At 69.2% G+C, this 18378-nt stretch carries 23 protein-coding genes; 17 read left to right on the plus strand and 6 right to left on the minus strand.

The genetic code is table 11. The features are described from left to right. Position 1 precedes the first annotated feature (1 nt). The gene (gene ftsY / locus HMPREF1529_RS12130) at positions 2–874 is read left to right on the plus strand and encodes a signal recognition particle-docking protein FtsY (protein WP_005050226.1); all 873 of its coding nucleotides are present in this window, start codon (positions 2–4) and stop codon (positions 872–874) included. A 48-nt stretch (positions 875–922) separates the two neighbouring features. Then, positions 923–1423: a DUF2004 domain-containing protein gene (locus HMPREF1529_RS12135; RefSeq protein WP_036283483.1), complete on the plus strand. Its 501-nt coding sequence runs from the start codon at positions 923–925 to the stop codon at positions 1421–1423. Positions 1424–1444: 21 nt separating this feature from the next. On the opposite strand, the gene lipA is transcribed toward HMPREF1529_RS12135, so the two are convergent. Both lipA and lipB read right to left on the minus strand, forming a co-directional pair. Continuing rightward, positions 1445–2470, minus strand: coding sequence for a lipoyl synthase (gene lipA, locus HMPREF1529_RS12140; RefSeq protein ID WP_005050228.1), 1026 nt, complete (start codon positions 2468–2470; stop codon positions 1445–1447). Next, positions 2467–3114 (minus strand): lipoyl(octanoyl) transferase LipB, encoded by a 648-nt coding sequence (lipB, locus tag HMPREF1529_RS12145; protein WP_005050229.1) that lies wholly within the window; start codon positions 3112–3114, stop codon positions 2467–2469. Before lipB ends, lipA begins: the two co-directional genes overlap by 4 nt. Positions 3115–3187: 73 nt before the next feature. Here lipB and HMPREF1529_RS12150 point away from each other — a divergent pair, with 73 nt between their 5' ends. Both HMPREF1529_RS12150 and ffh read left to right on the plus strand, forming a co-directional pair. Further along, complete coding sequence (locus tag HMPREF1529_RS12150) at positions 3188–3736, plus strand: TetR/AcrR family transcriptional regulator (protein WP_232212127.1); 549 nt, start codon at positions 3188–3190, stop codon at positions 3734–3736. Between the two features lie 67 nt (positions 3737–3803). Then, positions 3804–5354 carry a signal recognition particle protein gene (ffh, locus tag HMPREF1529_RS12155; protein ID WP_005050231.1) on the plus strand — a complete coding sequence of 517 codons (1551 nt, stop codon included), beginning with the start codon at positions 3804–3806 and terminating at the stop codon, positions 5352–5354. 4 nt (positions 5355–5358) lie between these two features. Here the strand turns inward: ffh and HMPREF1529_RS12160 are convergent, their stop codons facing one another. Together HMPREF1529_RS12160 and HMPREF1529_RS12165 are read right to left on the minus strand one after the other, a co-directional pair. After that, a complete protein-coding gene (locus HMPREF1529_RS12160) occupies positions 5359–6069 on the minus strand; it encodes an SGNH/GDSL hydrolase family protein (RefSeq protein ID WP_016465035.1) in 711 nt (236 codons plus the stop codon). Between the two features lie 122 nt (positions 6070–6191). Beyond that, entirely contained in the window at positions 6192–7355 is a 1164-nt protein-coding gene (locus HMPREF1529_RS12165) for a glutamate--cysteine ligase (RefSeq protein ID WP_016465036.1), read from the minus strand. Positions 7356–7538: 183 nt separating this feature from the next. On the opposite strand from HMPREF1529_RS12165, the gene rpsP reads away from it, so the two are divergent. From rpsP to trmD, 4 genes are read left to right on the plus strand one after another with little or no spacing between them, the layout of a single operon-like run. Beyond that, a complete protein-coding gene (rpsP, locus tag HMPREF1529_RS12170; protein ID WP_005050234.1) occupies positions 7539–7967 on the plus strand; it encodes a 30S ribosomal protein S16 in 429 nt (142 codons plus the stop codon). Between the two features lie 5 nt (positions 7968–7972). Beyond that, positions 7973–8203, plus strand: coding sequence for an RNA-binding protein (locus tag HMPREF1529_RS12175; RefSeq protein WP_036283489.1), 231 nt, complete (start codon positions 7973–7975; stop codon positions 8201–8203). A 1-nt stretch (position 8204) separates the two neighbouring features. Continuing rightward, entirely contained in the window at positions 8205–8837 is a 633-nt protein-coding gene (rimM, locus tag HMPREF1529_RS12180; RefSeq protein ID WP_005050236.1) for a ribosome maturation factor RimM, read from the plus strand. Between the two features lies 1 nt (position 8838). After that, positions 8839–9531, plus strand: coding sequence for a tRNA (guanosine(37)-N1)-methyltransferase TrmD (trmD, locus tag HMPREF1529_RS12185; RefSeq protein WP_005050237.1), 693 nt, complete (start codon positions 8839–8841; stop codon positions 9529–9531). Positions 9532–9569: 38 nt separating this feature from the next. Here the strand turns inward: trmD and map are convergent, their stop codons facing one another. Then, on the minus strand, positions 9570–10352 hold the full coding sequence (map, locus tag HMPREF1529_RS12190; protein ID WP_005050238.1) for a type I methionyl aminopeptidase: 783 nt from the start codon (positions 10350–10352) through the stop codon (positions 9570–9572). Between the two features lie 52 nt (positions 10353–10404). On the opposite strand from map, the gene HMPREF1529_RS12195 reads away from it, so the two are divergent. From HMPREF1529_RS12195 to HMPREF1529_RS12235, 9 genes are all read left to right on the plus strand, one after another. Then, the gene (locus tag HMPREF1529_RS12195) at positions 10405–10899 is read left to right on the plus strand and encodes a hypothetical protein (RefSeq protein ID WP_005050239.1); all 495 of its coding nucleotides are present in this window, start codon (positions 10405–10407) and stop codon (positions 10897–10899) included. 168 nt (positions 10900–11067) lie between these two features. Beyond that, positions 11068–11415: a 50S ribosomal protein L19 gene (gene rplS / locus HMPREF1529_RS12200; RefSeq protein ID WP_005050240.1), complete on the plus strand. Its 348-nt coding sequence runs from the start codon at positions 11068–11070 to the stop codon at positions 11413–11415. A gap of 157 nt (positions 11416–11572) precedes the next feature. Next, the gene (lepB, locus tag HMPREF1529_RS12205) at positions 11573–12325 is read left to right on the plus strand and encodes a signal peptidase I (protein WP_016465037.1); all 753 of its coding nucleotides are present in this window, start codon (positions 11573–11575) and stop codon (positions 12323–12325) included. After that, on the plus strand, positions 12322–12981 hold the full coding sequence (locus HMPREF1529_RS12210) for a ribonuclease HII (RefSeq protein ID WP_005050242.1): 660 nt from the start codon (positions 12322–12324) through the stop codon (positions 12979–12981). Before lepB ends, HMPREF1529_RS12210 begins: the two co-directional genes overlap by 4 nt. A gap of 53 nt (positions 12982–13034) precedes the next feature. Further along, positions 13035–13358, plus strand: coding sequence for a DUF2469 family protein (locus tag HMPREF1529_RS12215; RefSeq protein ID WP_005050243.1), 324 nt, complete (start codon positions 13035–13037; stop codon positions 13356–13358). Between the two features lie 112 nt (positions 13359–13470). Continuing rightward, the gene (locus HMPREF1529_RS12220; protein ID WP_005050244.1) at positions 13471–13833 is read left to right on the plus strand and encodes a YraN family protein; all 363 of its coding nucleotides are present in this window, start codon (positions 13471–13473) and stop codon (positions 13831–13833) included. Further along, a complete protein-coding gene (locus tag HMPREF1529_RS12225) occupies positions 13830–15362 on the plus strand; it encodes a YifB family Mg chelatase-like AAA ATPase (RefSeq protein WP_005050245.1) in 1533 nt (510 codons plus the stop codon). The genes HMPREF1529_RS12220 and HMPREF1529_RS12225 overlap by 4 nt, the downstream gene beginning before the upstream one ends. Continuing rightward, a complete protein-coding gene (gene dprA, locus HMPREF1529_RS12230; RefSeq protein WP_005050246.1) occupies positions 15359–16570 on the plus strand; it encodes a DNA-processing protein DprA in 1212 nt (403 codons plus the stop codon). The genes HMPREF1529_RS12225 and dprA overlap by 4 nt, the downstream gene beginning before the upstream one ends. 87 nt (positions 16571–16657) lie before the next feature. Continuing rightward, complete coding sequence (locus HMPREF1529_RS12235) at positions 16658–17554, plus strand: tyrosine recombinase XerC (protein ID WP_016465038.1); 897 nt, start codon at positions 16658–16660, stop codon at positions 17552–17554. 116 nt (positions 17555–17670) lie between these two features. Here the strand turns inward: HMPREF1529_RS12235 and HMPREF1529_RS12240 are convergent, their stop codons facing one another. Further along, positions 17671–18255 (minus strand): murein hydrolase activator EnvC family protein, encoded by a 585-nt coding sequence (locus HMPREF1529_RS12240; protein WP_232212128.1) that lies wholly within the window; start codon positions 18253–18255, stop codon positions 17671–17673. Positions 18256–18378: the final 123 nt, after the last annotated feature.

Consider the following 18378-nt stretch of genomic DNA (forward strand, 5'->3'; position numbering starts at 1 on the left):
TATGGCGGAGAATTCCTGGTCGCTCGGTCGCGCTCTGCGCGGCATGTTTGTGAAGCCGACGATCGACGACAACACGTGGGACGATCTGGAAACGGCACTGCTCACCGCCGACTTCGGTCCTGACATCACCGAGCGGATCATCGACGAGCTCCGAGAGAAGGTCGAGCGGTTCCGCACGACGGATCCGCGTGACCTCCAGCGGATGCTCAAAGAGACTCTCGAAGAGCATTTCGCGAAGTTCGACACGACGCTCCGGCTCACTGAGCGCCCGGCGGTCGTCCTCGTCGTGGGAGTCAACGGCGTCGGCAAGACGACCACGATCGGCAAGTTCGCGAAGTACCTCCAGCGCTATGGTCGTTCCGTCGTCGTCGGCGCCGCCGACACCTTTCGCGCTGCGGCCGTCGATCAGTTGGCGACGTGGGCGGAACGCGGGGGAGCTGCGATCGTGCGACCGCAGCAAGAGGGACAGGACCCGGCATCCGTGGCCTTCCAAACCATCGACTACGCCAAGCAGAACGGTGTCGAGATCGTCCTGGTCGACACGGCCGGACGCCTCCACACCAAGGGCGGGCTCATGGACGAGCTCACCAAGATCCGTCGCGTCATCGAGAAGCAGGCCCCCATCAGCGAGGTGCTGCTCGTGCTCGATGCGACGACGGGTCAGAACGGCGTCATGCAGGCCGAGGCCTTCCTCGAGCATGCCGGCGTCACCGGTCTCGTGATCACGAAGCTCGACGGCTCGGCGAAGGGCGGATTCGTTCTCGCCGTCCAGGAGCGCACCGGCATCCCCGTCAAGCTCCTCGGCCAGGGGGAAGGCGTCGGAGACCTCACCGGCTTCACACCCCACGTGTTCGCGTCAGCGCTCGTCGACTGATGGCGCGGCGGGGTCGCGCACGGACGCGGAGGGTGGTTGCATAGGGACATGGCGATCGAGCACGACTATTTCGGACTGCTGGAGTCCGGGCCCGACGGATCCATCTTCTGGTCCGAGGTCGTCGACTTCGCCGACCAGCGGGTCACCGTCGATCTGACCGCGCCCGATCAGGACGACGTCTCCGCGGCCGCACTGGACGTCGCGGCTGCCATGATCAACGCGCTCGAGCAGATCGACATGCAGGCCCGCAACGCCATGGTCGCCGAGCTGGATGATCGAACCAGCGAGGTCACCGAGTACCTCCTGCAGCAGCAGGAGACGCTGGGCGACGACCTGGACGACGTCCTGGTGGACATCTCCGGCGACACGCACATCGACATCATCCGGTCGTTGCAGCTGGTGAGCATGACGATCCTCGCCGACGAACACGGTGGAACGGATCCCTTCGCCGTCCTGGAGTACGCTCTGGATCCCGACGCGACCGACGAAGTGCTGCTCGTGAATCTGACCAGCGACGGCGACGTGCAGTCGGTCACCAGCGCCGACTGACGATCCCTCTCGGGCTGCGCGTCATACCGCTTGCGCGAAGCCCAGTTCTGCGTCGGCCAGGTGTGACAGGTGCGTCGGGATCTCCCGACCCTTGGCGACCATCGACTGCGCCCACAGTCGGCCCGCGCGGTACGACGAGCGGACGAGGGGACCGGCCAGAACGCCGAGGAAGCCGATCCGTTCGGCTTCCTGCTTGAACCCGACGAACTCGTCCGGCTTCACCCATCGGGCGACCGGAAGGTGCCGTGGTGAAGGGCGGAGGTACTGCGTGATCGTGATGATGTCGGTGCCGGCGTCGTGCAGATCCTGCAGCGCCTGGATCACCTCCTGCGGCTCCTCGCCCATGCCGAGGATGAGGTTCGACTTCGTGATCAGCCCCGCTGCGCGCGCCTGGGTCAGCACGTCGAGCGAGCGCTCGTAGCGGAACGCGGGCCGGATGCGCTTGAAGATGCGGGGAACCGTCTCGACGTTGTGCGCGAAGACTTCGGGGCGTGCAGCGAACACCTCGTCGAGCAGCCGCGGTTCGCCGTTGAAGTCCGTCGCGAGCAGCTCGACACCGGTTCCCGGATTGACGGTGTGGATCTGTCGAATGGTCTCGGCGTTCAGCCACGCACCCCCGTCGGGCAGATCGTCGCGGGCGACGCAGGTGACGGTGGCGTAGCGCAGCTGCATCCGGCGGACACTGTCGGCGACGCGTCGCGGCTCATCGGTGTCGTAGGCGGCAGGCTTGCCCGTGTCGATCTGGCAGAAGTCGCACCGTCGCGTGCACTGCGATCCGCCGATGAGGAACGTGGCCTCCCGATCCTCCCAGCACTCGTAGATGTTGGGGCATCCCGCTTCCTGGCAGACCGTGTGCAGTCCCTCTCCCTTCACGAGCGACTGCAGGGCCTGGTATTCGGGTCCCATCTTGGCCTTCGTGCGAATCCACTCGGGCTTGCGTTCGATCGGTGTCTGCGCATTGCGCACCTCAAGCCGCAGGAGCTTGCGCCCTTCCGGCGCGTTCGCGGGACCGGTGTCACCGATGGGAGTCACGCCGCACGCGCTCATGCTGCGACCTCCGCGGGCTGACCGAACGACGCCCGGAAGGCGTCCGCCACGAGATCTTGCACGTCGGCGGGGGAGACGTCGCGCCCGAGCACCTCGCTGATGGTCGTCACCCCGGCATCCGAGATGCCGCATGGCACGATCTGCGAGAAGGGCAGCAGCGAGTTGTCGCAGTTGAGGGCGAATCCGTGCATCGTGACGCCGCGCTGGACGCGCACCCCGATGGCCGCGATCTTGTCCTCGGAGAGCGGACGACGCACCCAGACGCCGCTGCGCCCCTCGACGCGGTACCCGTCGACGCCGACGCCGCCCAGCACATCGATGAGGATCTGCTCGAGTCGGCGCACGTGGGCGACGACGTCGACGGGCTCGGTGAGGCGGACGATCGGATAGCCGACGAGCTGGCCGGGTCCGTGCCAGGTGATCTTGCCGCCGCGGTCGACGTCGACCACGGGCGTCCCGTCCGTCGGCCGTTCGTTGCGGGCCGTGCGCGCACCGGCGGTGAAGACGGCTTCGTGCTCCAGCAGCAGCAGCGTGTCGGGGCGCGCTCCGGAGACGACATCGGCGTGAATGGAGCGCTGGAGCGCCCACCCGTCTGTGTAAGGGACGAGGTCGGGCGCGAGGCCGACGGTCTGCACGTCGAGCATGATGGGCTCCTTCGCGGATGGAGAGCGGCGTTTGTGGACCGCGTCCAACAATACGCCTCGCTACAGTGGGCAGATGTCCTCCGGTCGCCCGCGCGCCACGTCGCGCTCCACGATCGCTGAGGCGGCGACAGAGCTCTTCCTCGAACGCGGGTTCGCAGAGACCACGATCGCCGATATCACGCAGCGCGCCGGCGTGAGCCGCTCGAGCTTCTTCAACTACTTCTCGTCGAAGTCCGCCGTTCTATGGGCGGCGCTCGATGACGGCATCCGGAGCGCGGTCGCGGCTCTTCGCGCCGGTGCAGCGCCGAGCGCTGCCCTGCGCGCGGCGGTCGTCGACATCGAAGCCGACAGCCTCGCGCTGGCGATCATCCACGGCTCCGTGATGGGCCTGTCAGACGAACTCGCCGACGAGCGTGCGATCCGCACCGGGATCCTCAGTCGCGCCGTCTCCGACAGCCTGGTGTCCATGGGCATGGCGCGCCTCGAGGCCGACGTGCACGCCGCTGCGCTGTCCTCCGCTGTCTTCGCCGCCATCTGGGCCTGGGCGGCGTCCGACGCGCCCCGCCCCGCCCTCAGCGGACTGGTCGACCGCGCGCTCGGGGCCGCAGGCGCGTCACGATGACGCACGACGGCGACCAGAGGCCGCGGCGCAGAGCCGGCTGAGGGGATTCCCGTAGAATCGGGGCATCATGGCGACTTTCGGCACCCTCAGCGACCGGCTGACAGAGACTTTCCGCAACCTTCGCACGAAGGGCAAGCTCACCCCCGCCGATGTCGACGGGACCGTCCGTGAGATCCGGCGCGCCCTGCTGGACGCCGACGTGGCGTTGGTCGTCGTCAAGGACTTCACGGCGAAGGTGCGCGAGCGCGCCCTCGGCGACGAGGTCAACCGGGCCCTCAACCCTGCCCAGCAGGTCGTGCAGATCGTGAACGAGGAGCTGGTCGCCATCCTCGGCGGACAGCAGCGCCGACTGCAGTTCGCCAAGAACCCGCCCACGGTCATCATGTTGGCCGGCCTCCAGGGCTCGGGAAAGACGACCTTCGCAGGCAAGCTCGCCCGGCAGCTGGAGAAGGACGGGCACACCCCGCTCCTCGTCGCCGCCGACCTCCAGCGTCCGAACGCCGTCAACCAGTTGCAGGTCGTCGCCGAACGGGCCGGCGCCGCGATCTACGCACCCGAGCCGGGCAACGGCGTGGGCGACCCGGTGCGCGTCGCGCGCGACGGCGTCGAGACGGCACGCCGTCAGCAGCACGACGTGGTGATCATCGACACCGCCGGCCGGCTCGGTGTGGATGCCGAGCTGATGAAGCAGGCGGCGGACATCCGCACGGCGACCGACCCCGACGAGGTGCTCTTCGTCATCGACGCGATGATCGGACAGGATGCCGTCAACACGGCCAAAGCCTTCCAGGACGGCGTCGACTTCACCGGCGTGGTGCTGAGCAAGCTCGACGGCGACGCACGCGGCGGCGCGGCACTCTCGGTGGCATCCGTGACGGGTCGCCCGATCATCTACGCATCGACCGGCGAGAACCTCGAGGACCTGGAAGCGTTCCATCCCGACCGCATGGCCAGCCGCATCCTCGACCTCGGCGACATCCTGACGCTCATCGAGCAGGCGCAGCAGGCCTTCGACGAGGAGGAGGCGCGCAAGGTCGCCGAGAAGCTCGCGACCGAGCAGTTCACCCTCGAGGACTTCCTCGACCAGCTTCAGCAGATGAAGAAGATGGGCTCGATGAAGAAGATGCTCGGCATGCTGCCGGGCATGGGCCAGATGAAGCAGCAGCTGGAGAACTTCGACGACCGCGAGATCGACCGCACCGAGGCGATCATCCGCTCGATGACTCCGGGGGAGCGCCGCAACCCCAAGGTGCTCAACGGCTCCCGTCGCCTGCGTATCGCGCGTGGATCCGGGATGACGGTGACCGATGTCAATCAGCTGGTGCAGCGCTTCGACCAGGCGGCGAAGATGATGAAGACCGTCGCGCGCGGCGGCGTGCCCAACATTCCCGGCATGGGTCCGATGGGCGGCAAGCCCGGCGCGTCTGCGAAACGCGGGAAGCAGAAGTCCCGCGCGGGCTCACGATCGGGAAACCCCGCGAAGCGTGCTGCGGAGAACGCGGGGCTCGCCGCCTCCGCGGGCTCTCCGACAGGCTCGGGTTTCGGTCTCGGTGCCGCCGCGACGCCGCCGAGCGAGGCCGATCTCGCGGAGATTCAGAAGCTGTTCGGCAAGAACTGAGCCCTCACAGGACGATTCCCGCATCGTCCAGGGCTGCCTCCACCGCATCACTGAGGACGATCTGCCCGTCGCTGTTCGGGTGCTCGCCGTCCCACTGCAGCAGCTCCGGCGGACCTCGCAGAGGTTGACCGAGGGAGAGGAACACGCCGTCGTCTTCGGCAACGGCGCGTTGCAGCGCGTCGCTGGACCATCCGATCGCGTCGGGCTCATCCCAATCCAAATGCCACAGCGTCGCGATCCCGACCAGCTGCGCGTCCGGTAGCCCCGCCCGCAACTCGTCGACCGTCGCGCGCGTCGACGCCTCGATGTCATCCTGCGAGGCCCCGCTGTCGTTGTCCGAGGACTGGATGAGCACGACCGCCGGGTGCAGGGCGATCGCCTGCTGAACGAGGCCGGCGTAGTCATCACCGCAGTCGCCGATGATCGTGAACCCCGCGCCGCTGCATCCGAGGTTCACGATGTCGGCGCCCGTGTCGCGGGCGACCAGAGCCGGCCACGACTCGTCGGCGTCGAGACCGAGCCCAGCCATGATCGAATCGCCGATCGTGACCACAAGGCCACCACTGCCGCGCGGGGGCGACGGAGCGGCGTCGACCGCTGCCACCGACAGCGAATCCGTCGGGGACGCGGGCACGGTCCGATCCGGCGCTGAGGCGCTGCATCCCGCCATGGACGCCACCGCGATCCCGGCGACGGCAGCGCGAATCGCGGTCATCGGGGCGATCCTGCGGGCGAGCACCACGTCACTCTACGTCGGGCAGGATGTGAAAGCCCTCTGTCCGAGACCTGCTCTTGTCGGGAACGATGAAGGCATCGCCGCGTGCTCCAACGGGGAGCTCAAGGGAGGCGGGAGGCGAGGTGCTCGTGCAGCGCAGGGCCCGCCCGGAATTCCCCGATCAGGTGGTGGACGACGGCGCGAAGGTCTCCGTCGGCCGCATCGGCGACCAACAGCTGACGCGCCGAGCTTCCGCCCTCGTCGAGAATGGTTCCGACGCCGGCGAGTTCGCGCGCGCAGTGCAGTTCGCCGGCGACGTCGGCCAGGGCATCGATCGTCTCCCGCAGGTGCTCCGACACGGGGCGCTGGGTGCCGTTCCTGTCGACGATGATCCGCGCCTGGGTGCCGTAGCGCGCCGCGCGCCACTTGTTCTCCCGAACGAACCACGGCTGCAGTGTGGGCAGCTCGCGTCCGGCATCCAGCTCGCGCGAGAAGTGCTCGACGAGGACCTGGACCAGCGCGGCCACCGCTGCCAGCTCGGGGAGCGTCGACATGCCGTCGCATGCCCGCACCTCGATCGTGCCCCACTTCGGGGCCGGACGGATGTCCCATCGCACCTCGGTGGCGTCCTCCATCACACCCGTGCGCACCATGTCATCGAGGTACGCCTCGTACTGCGACCACTCCGTCAGCGGCCACGGCAGCCCCGCGGTGGGAAGCTGCTGAAACACGAGTGCGCGGTTCGACGCGTACCCGGTGCGCTCACCCGCCCAGAACGGACTCGACGCCGACAGCGCCTGCATGTGGGGGAGGTACGCAGTGAGCGCGCCGACGATCGGGAAGACCTTGTTGACGTCCTCGACGCCCACATGGACGTGGATACCCCAGATCATCATGTTTCGCCCCCACCATTGGGTGCGTTCGATGAGCTTGTGATACCGGGTCTTGTCGGTCACACCCTGCTCGTACCACTGCGCGAACGGGTGGCTGCCCGCGCAGAGCAGGGCGATGCCGCGCGGGTCGGTCGCGGTCCGGATCTCGGCGATCGCGTCGGCGATGTCGTCGATGACCGCCGCCACGGTGTCGCCGACGCCGCTGGTGACCTCGATCGTGTTGGTCAGCAGCTCGCCCGTGATCGTGTGGCGCTCGAGGGCGGCCCCGCCGCCCACGGCAGCCAGGATTTCCGGCGCACGCGGGACGAGGTCACCGGTGCGCTCGTCGGCGAGCATCAGCTCCCATTCGACGCCGACGGAGGAACGGCGGGATGTCGCGAAGGGCACCGTCATGGGCACAGTCTGACACGCCAACAGCGATGGTTCGCGGCATCCGTCACGATCTGGCAAAATAGGACGCTGGACCGTTCGCTCGACCCTCTATCCGGCGAACACGTCCACCCTAGAGCCTCCGCCGGGTGTGCACCCCACAGCCCGAGCGTCGTTCATCACCTCACAACAGCATTCAGGAGAATTGTGGCTGTCAAGATTCGTCTCAAGCGCCTCGGCAAGATCCGCGCCCCCTACTACCGCATCGTCGTCGCCGACTCGCGCACCAAGCGCGACGGTCGCGTGATCGAGGAGATCGGCAAGTACCACCCGACCGAGGAGCCCTCGTTCATCGAGGTCGACTCCGAGCGTGCGCAGTACTGGCTTTCGGTCGGCGCTCAGCCCACCGAGCAGGTCGCCGCGCTGCTCAAGCTCACCGGCGACTGGGGCCGCTTCAAGGGCGACGCCAACGCCGTGTCCACCGTGAAGACGGCGGCGACCAAGGAAGAGTTCCAGGTCGACGCCGCCAAGAAGTCGGTCATCAAGCCCAAGGCGGAGAAGAAGGCTGAAGAGCCCGCCGCCGAGGCTGCCGAGGTCGAGGCTCCGGCCGAGGCCGAGTCGACCGACGCAGAGTAAGTCCGTTGCTCTCCGCCGCGCTCGAACACCTCGTCAAGGGGATCGTCGATCACCCTGACGATGTCACCATCCGTTCCTCTTCGTCGCCGCGAGGCGACGTGCTCGAGGTGCGCGTGCACCCCGATGATCGAGGTCGGGTGATCGGGCGCGGCGGACGCACGGCCAAGGCACTGCGGACGCTCGTGTCGGCCCTCGCCGACGGCGCACGCGTGCGCGTCGATGTCGCGGACGACTGAGATGGCTGCCGCAGGACCTGCGCGCACCCAACTGCGCGTCGGGCGTCTCGTGAAGGCCCATGGCCTGAAGGGCGCCTTCAAGCTCGAGCTCTACACCGACGATCCCGACGGCCGTTTCGTGCCCGGAGCGGTGTTCACGCTTCAGGTGCCGGAATCGTCGCCGTGGCACGGCAAGACCGTCACCGTGCGCGAGTTCCGATGGATGAACTCTCACCCGGTCGTCTTCTTCGACGACGTCGACGACCGCACCGCAGCGGAGAGCATGGTGCGTGCCATCCTCTGGGTCGATCAGGACGAGAGCTCCTCCGCGGAGGAGGACGCCTGGTACGACCACCAGCTGGTGGGTCTCACCGTCCTGCGCGATGGCCGCGATGTCGGCCGAGTCGTTCGCGTCGATCATCTTCCTGCGCAGGATCTCCTCGTCGTTCGCACGCACGAAGCGGATGCCGAGATCCTCGTCCCCTTCGTCTCGGCCATCGTGCCCGACGTCGATGTCGCCGCGGGAACCGTGACCGTCACCCCGCCCGCCGGACTCTTCGAGGAGCTGCCCGGCGATGGCGACGATCGTGAGCCGTCGACGTCGGACGAGGATGACGACGACGCGGATGCCGCAGCCGTCGACTCCGAGGTCTGACGTGCGGATCGACGTCGTCACGATCTTTCCCGCATTCTTCGACGTCCTGGAGGTCTCCCTTCTGGGTCGCGCCCGCGATGCGGGCATCCTTGACGTGCGTGTCCACGACCTGCGCGACTTCACGCATGACCGCCATCGCACGGTCGACGACACGCCGTACGGTGGGGGCGCGGGCATGGTGATGAAACCCGAGCCCTGGGGGCAGGCGCTGGACGCCATCGCCGCAGACGCGACCGAGCCGCTTCGGTTCGTCTTTCCCTCGCCCGCCGGTGCGGTCTTCACGCAGGCGGCGGCGCGCTCCTGGGCGGCCAGCGGAGAGCATCTCGTCTTCGGATGCGGCCGCTACGAAGGCATCGACGAGCGGGTGTTCTCCTACGCGGCAACTCTGGGCGAGGTCAGTCTGACCAGCATCGGAGACTACGTCCTCAACGGCGGCGAGGTGGCGGCGATGGCGATGATCGAGGCTGTCGGCCGCCTGATTCCCGGCGTCGTCGGCAATCCCGAGAGCCTCATCGAGGAGTCCCACGAAGACGGTCTGCTGGAGTACCCCTCCTTCACGAAGCCCGCGGCGTGGCGCGGCTACGACGTTCCGGACGTGTTGCTCTCGGGCCATCACGGCCGTGTCGCCGACTGGCGCCGAGAGCAGCAGATCGAGCGCACCCGCGCGAGACGGCCGGATCTTCTCCCGGACTGACCGTGTCCCCACCGGCGGCCGCGCCGCCACCGGCGGCCTCAGTCGACGCCGAGGAACGAGCGATCGGTGAGGATGATCGGCCCGTCGGCGGTGATCGCGACGGTGTGCTCGGCGTGCGCGCCGCGTGAGCCGTCGGCACTGCGCAGTGTCCAGCCGTCAGGGTCGGTGACGAGCTCGTCGGTGGTCTGCAGGAACCAGGGTTCGAGGGCCAGCACGAGACCTGGACGCAGAGGGTAGCCGCGACCCGGCTTGCCGTCGTTGGGGACGTGCGGGTCGCCGTGCATCGTGCGTCCGACGCCGTGGCCGCCGAAGTCGGTGTTGATCTGGTACCCGTCGGCGTGCGCGACCTCGGCGATGGCGTGCGAGATGTCACCGATCCGCCCCTCCGTGGTGGCAGCGCCGATCGCGGCATCCAGGGCGCGCTGTGTCGTGTCGATGAGGGCGAGGTCTTCGTCGCGAGGCGTCCCGACGATGAACGAGACGGCCGAGTCGGCGACCCAGCCGTCGACGGCGACGGCGAAGTCCAACGTCACCAGGTCGCCGTCGCGCAGCGCGTAGTCGTGCGGCAGGCCGTGCAGGACGGCATCGTTGACCGACGTGCAGATCACCTTTCCGAAGGGGCTCGCGCCGAACGACGGGTGGTAGTCGAGGTAGCAGGACTCGGCGCCGGCCCGGCGGATCAGATCGTGCGCACGACGATCGATGGCCAGCAGATTGGTGCCGACCTTCGTCTCATCCCGTAGCGTCGCCAGAGTTTCTGCGACGAAACGCCCCGCGGGACGCATCGCCTCGATCTCGGCGGGAGTGCGCAGCTCGATCATCGTGATCCTTTCGTCAGGGTCCATTCTGTCTGACCGGCGTAGCATCGCAGGTATGTGGTTGCGTCAGACGTTCTTCCGGTGGCTGATTCCGGCGGCGTTCGTGCTGCCGTTGTGGCTTGTCGTCGGGTGGATCGTCTTCGGCGCCAGTCCCTGGGCGCTGCTGTGGGTTCTCCTGTCGGCACCGGTCGTGTTCGTCTGGCAGTTGATCCTCGCCCTGCTCGTGCGCGCCCGCGGCACCGTCCGCGCCGAGCGCGCGGTCTCCTGGACGGATGCCGGGATCATCGGCGCCTGGCATCTGCTGCTGGTCGCGCTCGGCGTCTTCGACAGCCGGTGGTGGTGGCCCGCGTTGGCCGTGGCCGTCATCCTCGGTGTCGTGGCCCTGTCCTCGTCGCTGCGCCAGCTGTGGCGTGAGACCGGTCCGCGTGTGTCGATCCTGCGCACGGCGAGTGGCGTCGGTTATGTCGCACCTCCTCGCCCACAGCCGACCGGCGGCTCGAGCCCCGACGAGATCATCGTCATCCGAGAGAACACGCCACCGGGCTCGTGACCTGTCGGTTTTGACGCGCTCGGCATCCATGGCAGAATGGATGTTTGTGCCCTGAACAGGCTCTGCCTCAGGGGAGCACGGCGCCGGCAACGGATGCCTCGGGCACACGCCACCTTTTTCCATCCCCATCTCGCGATCGACCTGTGGCGGTCGCAGGAAGTGACGATCATGCAGATTCTCGACGCCGTCGACGCGGCTTCGCTGCGCAGCGACATCCCCGTCTTCGCCCCCGGCGACACCGTCAAGGTGCACGTCAACATCACCGAGGGCAACCGTTCCCGTATCCAGGTCTTCCAGGGCGTCGTCATCGGCCGCTCGGGAGACGGTGTGCGCGAGACCTTCACGGTCCGCAAGATCAGCTTCCAGGTGGGCGTGGAGCGTACGTTCCCGGTGCACAGCCCGGTGATCGACCACATCGAGGTCGTCACCCGTGGCGACGTGCGCCGCGCGAAGCTGTACTACCTGCGCAACCTCCGCGGCAAGAAGGCCAAGATCAAGGAGAAGCGCGACCGCTGACGCCCTGTCACCTCGGATGCCCCGGACCCCGCGGTCCGGGGCATCCGTCGTCTGCACGCCGCGCGGCATCCGGTGAGGCGCGCACGCTGCACACAGCCCGCATGTGCGACCCTTGAGAGGCGGCACAGACGGGTGCCGGGAGCGAAGAAAGACAGGCATGAGCTCGGACAACACCACGGCCCCGGATACGGTGCTTCCCTCCCGTCAGCGTCGACGCCGCGGCGTCTGGCTGCTTCTGCGCGACGTGTTCGTCATCGTGTTGATCGCGGTCGTCGTGTCGTTCGTGATCAAGACCTTCCTGGTGCGTTCCTTCTACATCCCGTCGGGATCGATGGAACAGACGCTGCTCATCAAGGACCGCATCCTCGTCGATGAGCTCACGCCGCGTTTCGGCGGCTACCAGCGCGGCGATGTCGTCGTGTTCCGTGATCCCGGCGGATGGCTGCCGCCGGCGCCGGCTACCCCCGCGCAGCCGCCCCTGGCTCAGGCCGCCGACTGGCTGCTTTCGCTCGTCGGCATCACCGCCTCGGACAGCGACGAGCACCTCATCAAACGCATCATCGGCGTGGGCGGGGATCACGTCGTGTGCTGCAACGCGATCGGTCAGGTCACGGTCAACGGAACACCGATCGATGAGACCCCCTACCTGAATCTGTCTCCCGGCCAGAGCGCGCCGCAGCCCGTCCCGTTCGATGTCGTCGTGCCCCAGAACTCGCTCTGGGTGATGGGGGACAACCGCGACCACTCCCGCGACTCGCGGTACAACATGGACCAGCCCAACAAGGGATTCGTTCCTGTGGACAACGTCGTCGGGCGCGCCTTCCTCATCACCTGGCCGTTCGACCGCTTCGGCACGATCGACGGGCACCATGCCGTCTTCGCGGGGGTGCCGGCCCCCGGCGCCGGATGAGTGTCGTCACGCCGCGGCTGACCGTCGAGCGGCGCCTGCTGCGCGAACACGAGATCGTCATCGCGTGCGACGAGGTCGGCCGGGGTGCGCTCGCGGGCCCCGTCGCCGTCGGAGCCGCGGCGCTCGGACCGGCGGCGGCCCGACGGCGGATCCCGGAGGGGCTGCGCGACTCGAAGCTCGTGGCCGCGCATCGTCGGCACGATGTCGCCGCACGAGCAGCCGCCTGGGTCGACGCCTCCGCGGTCGGCTGGGCGAGTTCCGCCGAGATCGACGAGGTCGGGATCATGCGGGCGCTGGGCCTGGCGGCCCTGCGTGCACTCGGCGAGCTACGCGCACAGGGCTTCGTCCCCGACGACGCGATCGTCATTCTCGACGGCAATCACGACTACATCACCGCCGCAGGCGGGTCGGGTCTGCGCGTGCAGCCGATCATCAAAGCCGACCGCGACTGCGCATCGGCCGCCGCCGCCTCGGTCATGGCGAAGGTCGCCCGCGACGACCTGATGGTGCGCCTGCACGAGGAGCACCCGGTCTATCTCTGGGAGCGCAACAAGGGCTACGCCAGCACCGAGCACCGCAGCGCGATCCGTTCGCACGGTCTGAGCCCCCATCACCGGGCATCGTGGGCCATCGCCGACGCTCCCACACTGTTCTGAGCGGGTGCCGCGGCATCCGCTCGGCTCCTCCGGCCGCATAGGATGGGACCACCATGGACGACGAGGGCTTTGACGACTACGACCGCGAACTCGAGCTGGCGCTGTACAAGGAGTATCGCGATGTCGTGTCGCAGTTCGCTTACGTGATCGAGACGGAGCGACGCTTCTACCTCGCGAACGACGTGAACGTCGTGCGTCGTGACACCGAGCACGACTTCTACTTCGAGATCTCGATGACCGACGTCTGGGTGTGGGACATCTACCGCGCGGACCGCTTCGTGAAGTCGGTGCGCGTGCTCACGTTCAAGGACGTGAACGTCGAGGAGATGCAGCGCAGGGACTTCCAGCTTCCTGACGAGCTCGCGCTCGACTCCTGACCTCTCCACCTGCACGTCGACTCTTCCTCCCCACCGAGCCGTTGAGCGGGCCTGTCCACCGACGGGCTGACATGCCGCGACGCGCGGTCGAAGCGGGGGCACGCTCTCTTCCATGGCAGCCAAGGACGAGCGTGGACGGTCGGGGGAGCAGAGAGCGGCGCAGTATCTGAGCGAGGCGGGGTACACGATCCTCGCCCGCAACTGGCGTTGCGCGTTCGGAGAGATCGACATCGTCGCCCTGCGCGGCGAGGAGGTCGTCATCGTCGAGGTGAAGTCCCGACGTTCCGACGCGTACGGCCACCCGTTCGAGGCCGTCGATGCGCAAAAGCGCGCCCGTCTGTGGCGTCTGTCCACGACGTGGGCGGCGGCGCACCCGGCCGCCGCCCGCGGTCGCCGCCTCCGCGTCGACGTCATCGGTGTCACGGGTCGCGACACCGCCACGGCGCGCATCGAGCACCTCGAGGATGTGCGATGACGGTCGGCAGGACGTGGGCGGTGGTGCTCACGGGGCTGCACGGCGATCTCATCGAGGTCGAGGCGGACCTGTCGAGTCAGACGCCGGCCTTCGTCATCATCGGGCTCGCCGACAAGGCGATCGGCGAGGCGCATCAACGGGTGCACAACGCTTGCGCCAACAGCGAGCTGCCGCTGCCGCGGCGCAAACTCACCGTGAACCTCTCACCCGCGAATCTTCCCAAACAGGGCTCCGCCCTCGACGTCGCGATCGCGATCGCCGCGCTCGCGACCGAGCACGCCCTCGATCGCGACTCGCTCGCGCAGACGGCGCACATCGGTGAACTCGGACTCGACGGCCGACTGCGGCCCGTCCCCGGCGTGCTGCCGGCGGTGGCGGCCGCGGCCCGGATGGGAATCCGCAAGGCGGTCGTGCCGTTCGCGAACCGGGAGGAGGCCGCCCTCGTCGAAGGAGTCGAGGTCCTTGGGGCCGTCAGCCTCCGCGACGTGGCACGCTGGCACGGCCTCGACGTGGACGAGGTGCCACTCGAACCCGTTCCGCACCCGGCCGCGGGCGGTGGTCGTGTCCACGCCGACGTTCCCGATCTCGTCGACGTCATCGGGCAGGCTGACGCCGTCGACGCGCTCACGGTGGCCGCCGCGGGTGCACACCACCTCTTGATGAGCGGCCCGCCCGGAGCCGGCAAGACGATGCTGGCGCGGCGACTGCCCGGCATCCTTCCCGGCCTCGACGACGAGGATGCCGTGCAGGCCGCGTCGCTGCGGTCGCTGGCCGGCGAACCCGTCGACACACTGTGTCGGACGCCGCCCTTCGAGGCACCCCATCACAGCGCGAGCGCGACGGCGTTGATCGGAGGCGGAAGTCGCGCGGTGCGTCCCGGCGCCATCGCCCGCGCGAGCGGGGGAGTCCTCTTTCTCGACGAGGCCGGCGAGTTCGCTCCGCACGCGCTGGACGCGCTGCGCCAGCCACTGGAGTCCGGCATGATCGAGATCCACCGGGCCGGCTTTCGTGCGGTGTTTCCGGCGCGGTTCCAGCTGGTTCTCGCAACGAACCCCTGCCCATGCGGCAACTACGGCGTGCCGGCCGCTGAGTGCACGTGTCCGTCGCTGGCGATTCGGCGCTACCTCGGCAAGCTCTCAGGGCCGCTCCGCGACCGCATCGACATCGAACTCGGACTGCGGCGCGTGTCGAGCGCGCAGCCGGGGACGGCGGCCGGGGCCACGACGTCGGCGCAGGTCCGGGAACAGGTCGGTGCCGCACGCGAGCGCGCCCGCCATCGCCTCCGTTCCACTCCGTGGGCCACGAACGCCCAGGCGTCCGGTCCCTGGCTGCGCAACGGTCCTCTCGCCCCGGATGCCGACATCCGCCGTCCGCTGGACGCCGCTCTGCAACGCGGATCGCTCACGCTGCGCGGCTACGACCGCGTACTGCGAGTGGCCTGGTCGGTCGCGGATCTCGCCGGTCACGATCGGTTGCGCGCGGCCGACATCGGACGGGCGCTGTATCTCAAGAAGGGGGTGGGCTCATGAGCCTCGTGCCTGACGCCGGTGCCTCCCGCACAGCCCTTCGCGGACTGGTCGGTGACGGGCTCTCCGACGACGAGGCACGCACCGCGTACGCCGCAGCCACTTGGTCGACGCTCGTCGAGCCGGGCGACGGGACGGCCGGTGCGCTCATCGCGCGCTACGGTGCCGCCGAGGCGCTGGAGCGTGTCGTGGGCGAGGGCACAACGGGCCTCGCCGGTGGCGCCGGCGTGACCGAGGAGGATGTCCGTGCTGCGCGCGCCCGATGGCTGCCCCGCCACGGCGACCTCGACCGTGTCCTGGCAGCCGCTCGCCGCGCGGGAGCGCGGCTCCTCGTGCCGGGCGAGGAGGTCTGGCCGCGCGCGCTCGATGACCTGGGCGTGCACGCACCCGTCTGTCTGTGGGCTCGGGGCGACGTCCGCGCGCTGTCGAGTTCTGCCACGCTGGCGCTCGTCGGCGCGCGGGCCGCGACGGCGTACGGCACGCACGTCGTGACGGAGCTCGCCGCGGACTCTGCGGCGAGGGGGGTGGTCGTGGTCTCCGGGGCGGCCTACGGCATCGACGGATCGGCGCACCGCGGCGCGTTGCGCGCCGACGGGACAACGGTCGCCGTGCTGGCCGGCGGAGTGGACCGGCCCTACCCGGCCGGTCACGATGAGCTGATCGCGGCGATCGCGCAGACGGGGCTGGTGCTCGCCGAAGTGCCCTGCGGCACAGCGCCGACCAAGTGGCGCTTCCTGGCGCGTAACAGGGTGATCGCCGCGTTGGCAGGTGCGACGATCGTCGTCGAGGCTGCCCACCGCAGTGGCGCGTTGAACACCGCTCACCATGCCGCCGCGCTCGGACGCGCCCTCGGCGCCGTTCCCGGGCCCGTCACCAGCGCCGCATCCGCCGGCTGCCACCGGCTCCTGCGCGAGGCGGACGCGGTCTGTGTGACCTCCGCCGCCGATGCCTGGGAGCTCTTGGGGATCTCTGGCGACGCAGCCGGCGAGCCTGATGCCGGCGACGGCGGGCGTACCGATGAGCGCACGCGAGTACTGGACGCGCTGAGCGGTCGTCGGGCGCGCGCGACCACGGAGGTCGCGCGCCTGTCGGGACTCTCCGTCGCCGAGGCGAGCGGGATCCTTGCGCTGCTCGAACTGGATGGACGTGTCGAGCGCAGCGGCGACGGATGGCGACGCCGGTCGGAGCCGCGACCCGCGCGGCTGTGGTGACGAGCGGTGCCATGCGAACCGCGGTGCGAGCCACGCACTGCGGTGTGCCGCCCGCCGCGCACCCTCGAGACGAGGGATGCTGGTCTGGTGAGACTCTCCGAAGCAGCCGACGCCTACGCGCGCGAGCTCGCGGACGTACGGCGGCTGTCCGCGGCGACGGTGCGCGCCTACGCGGGGGATCTGCGCGATCTCGTCGCGGTGATCGGAGACCGCGATCTGGCGGATGTCGATCTGGAGCATCTGCGGGAATGGCTGTGGACCGCGACACGACGCGGCGACGCGCGGGCGACACTCGCGCGGCGCACAGCAGCCGTGCGCGGCTTCTTCGCGTGGGCTCAGCAGACGGCGCGCGTCGAGGTCGATCCGGCGCTGCGACTGGTGGCCCCGCGCCGGGGGCGCTCCTTGCCGAAGGTGGCGACCGCGCCCGCCATGACCGCCGTGCTGACGGATGCCGAGACACGCGCGCACGGCGGCGATGCCATCGCGCTGAGAGACGCCGCGCTCGTCGAACTGCTCTATGCGTCCGCTCTTCGCGTGTCCGAACTCTGCGGGACGGATGTCGACGACATCGATCGCGAGCACCGCACGGTCCGCGTCGTGGGTAAGGGCAGCAAGGAGCGTGTCGTGCCGTACGGCGCTCCTGCCGCCCACGCTCTCGACGCCTATCTGGCACGCGGTCGTTCCGTGCTCGTGGGACGCGGCTCCGGAACGGCGGCGCTGTTCGTCGGAGCCCGCGGCGCACGGCTGGGCGCGCGTTCCGCCTACGACGTCGTCTCGCGCGTCGTCTCTCCGGCGGTCGGGCAGAGCGTCGGTCCTCACACGCTGCGCCACTCCGCAGCCACTCATCTGCTCGACGGTGGCGCCGACCTGCGCACGGTGCAGGAGATGCTCGGTCATGCCAGTCTCGGAACGACCCAGATCTACACACATGTCTCGGCGGAGCGACTGGCGGCCGCGTACCGGCGGGCGCATCCTCGCGCGTGAGTGCGTCACGGGCCTGCTCCCGTGAAGACCCGTACTCCCTCCGTCGATGCCGCCGTCATCGCGGTGCCTGCTCTCCCCGTCTGCGCAGATGAGGCCGCCCGGGTCGCCGGCCGCACCTATCCCGGCTGTTGAGCGGGCTCGCAGCACGGCAACAGTACGGCCCGCAGCACCTCACCCAGCAGCCGCAGCGGATTGAGATAGACGTCGTCTCTCCGCGCTCCCAGGTGGATCTCGCCGGGCGCCGTGTGACCGCCCGTCGCCACGGTGGCCACCTGCTGGCCGCGTTGCACACTCGCCCCCACCGGCACGGTCGCGCGGACGGGCTCCATCGTCGAGACCAGTCCACCACCGTGGTCGATCGTGATCAGCGGTCGATCGACGACAATGCCGACGAAGGCGACGACGCCGTCGTCGGGAGCCCGTACGTCCGCATCGACCGCGCTGGCCAGATCGATGCCCCGGTGTCCGGGGCCGTACGCATGGGCGGGCGCTCGGTAGGCGACCGTGATGCGCGGCGGCGCGACCGGCCACGACCACCGCGCAGACCCCGCGTCGGCGGACGCCCTCGCCGGCCGCAGCTCATGCCCGTCCACCCCGGCGGCACCGGATGCACTGAAGGCGACGGCGACGGTCAGCGCCAGCACCGCGCCTGCTGTCCGGATGACGCGTTTCACCATGCGACGGCGTCGATTTGCATTCATCGCTCCACCCTCGCGGCGGGCTCCCACCGACGGCGGCCGCGACCGGCATCTGTGGACGACCGACGTCAGCGAGCGTCGGGGGAGGAGGCGCTGCGGCTGATACACTGGCTGAGCACCCCGCTG

It is taken from the genome of Microbacterium sp. oral taxon 186 str. F0373 (assembly GCF_000411455.1).
Classification (GTDB): domain Bacteria; phylum Actinomycetota; class Actinomycetes; order Actinomycetales; family Microbacteriaceae; genus Microbacterium.

Coding starts and splice junctions, on each gene's coding strand:
- dprA (WP_005050246.1), top strand. CDS start 15,359: ATGAGCCTCGTGCCTGACGCCGGTGCCTCCCGCACAGCCCTTCGCGGA.
- HMPREF1529_RS12215 (WP_005050243.1), top strand. CDS start 13,035: ATGGACGACGAGGGCTTTGACGACTACGACCGCGAACTCGAGCTGGCG.
- lipB (WP_005050229.1), bottom strand. CDS start 3,114: ATGCTCGACGTGCAGACCGTCGGCCTCGCGCCCGACCTCGTCCCTTAC.
- HMPREF1529_RS12220 (WP_005050244.1), top strand. CDS start 13,471: ATGGCAGCCAAGGACGAGCGTGGACGGTCGGGGGAGCAGAGAGCGGCG.
- HMPREF1529_RS12210 (WP_005050242.1), top strand. CDS start 12,322: ATGAGTGTCGTCACGCCGCGGCTGACCGTCGAGCGGCGCCTGCTGCGC.
- HMPREF1529_RS12195 (WP_005050239.1), top strand. CDS start 10,405: ATGTGGTTGCGTCAGACGTTCTTCCGGTGGCTGATTCCGGCGGCGTTC.
- ftsY (WP_005050226.1), top strand. CDS start 2: ATGGCGGAGAATTCCTGGTCGCTCGGTCGCGCTCTGCGCGGCATGTTT.
- HMPREF1529_RS12160 (WP_016465035.1), bottom strand. CDS start 6,069: ATGACCGCGATTCGCGCTGCCGTCGCCGGGATCGCGGTGGCGTCCATG.
- HMPREF1529_RS12150 (WP_232212127.1), top strand. CDS start 3,188: ATGTCCTCCGGTCGCCCGCGCGCCACGTCGCGCTCCACGATCGCTGAG.
- map (WP_005050238.1), bottom strand. CDS start 10,352: ATGATCGAGCTGCGCACTCCCGCCGAGATCGAGGCGATGCGTCCCGCG.
- HMPREF1529_RS12225 (WP_005050245.1), top strand. CDS start 13,830: ATGACGGTCGGCAGGACGTGGGCGGTGGTGCTCACGGGGCTGCACGGC.
- ffh (WP_005050231.1), top strand. CDS start 3,804: ATGGCGACTTTCGGCACCCTCAGCGACCGGCTGACAGAGACTTTCCGC.
- rimM (WP_005050236.1), top strand. CDS start 8,205: ATGGCTGCCGCAGGACCTGCGCGCACCCAACTGCGCGTCGGGCGTCTC.
- HMPREF1529_RS12135 (WP_036283483.1), top strand. CDS start 923: ATGGCGATCGAGCACGACTATTTCGGACTGCTGGAGTCCGGGCCCGAC.
- HMPREF1529_RS12240 (WP_232212128.1), bottom strand. CDS start 18,255: ATGAATGCAAATCGACGCCGTCGCATGGTGAAACGCGTCATCCGGACA.
- HMPREF1529_RS12165 (WP_016465036.1), bottom strand. CDS start 7,355: ATGACGGTGCCCTTCGCGACATCCCGCCGTTCCTCCGTCGGCGTCGAA.
- lipA (WP_005050228.1), bottom strand. CDS start 2,470: ATGAGCGCGTGCGGCGTGACTCCCATCGGTGACACCGGTCCCGCGAAC.
- rplS (WP_005050240.1), top strand. CDS start 11,068: ATGCAGATTCTCGACGCCGTCGACGCGGCTTCGCTGCGCAGCGACATC.
- lepB (WP_016465037.1), top strand. CDS start 11,573: ATGAGCTCGGACAACACCACGGCCCCGGATACGGTGCTTCCCTCCCGT.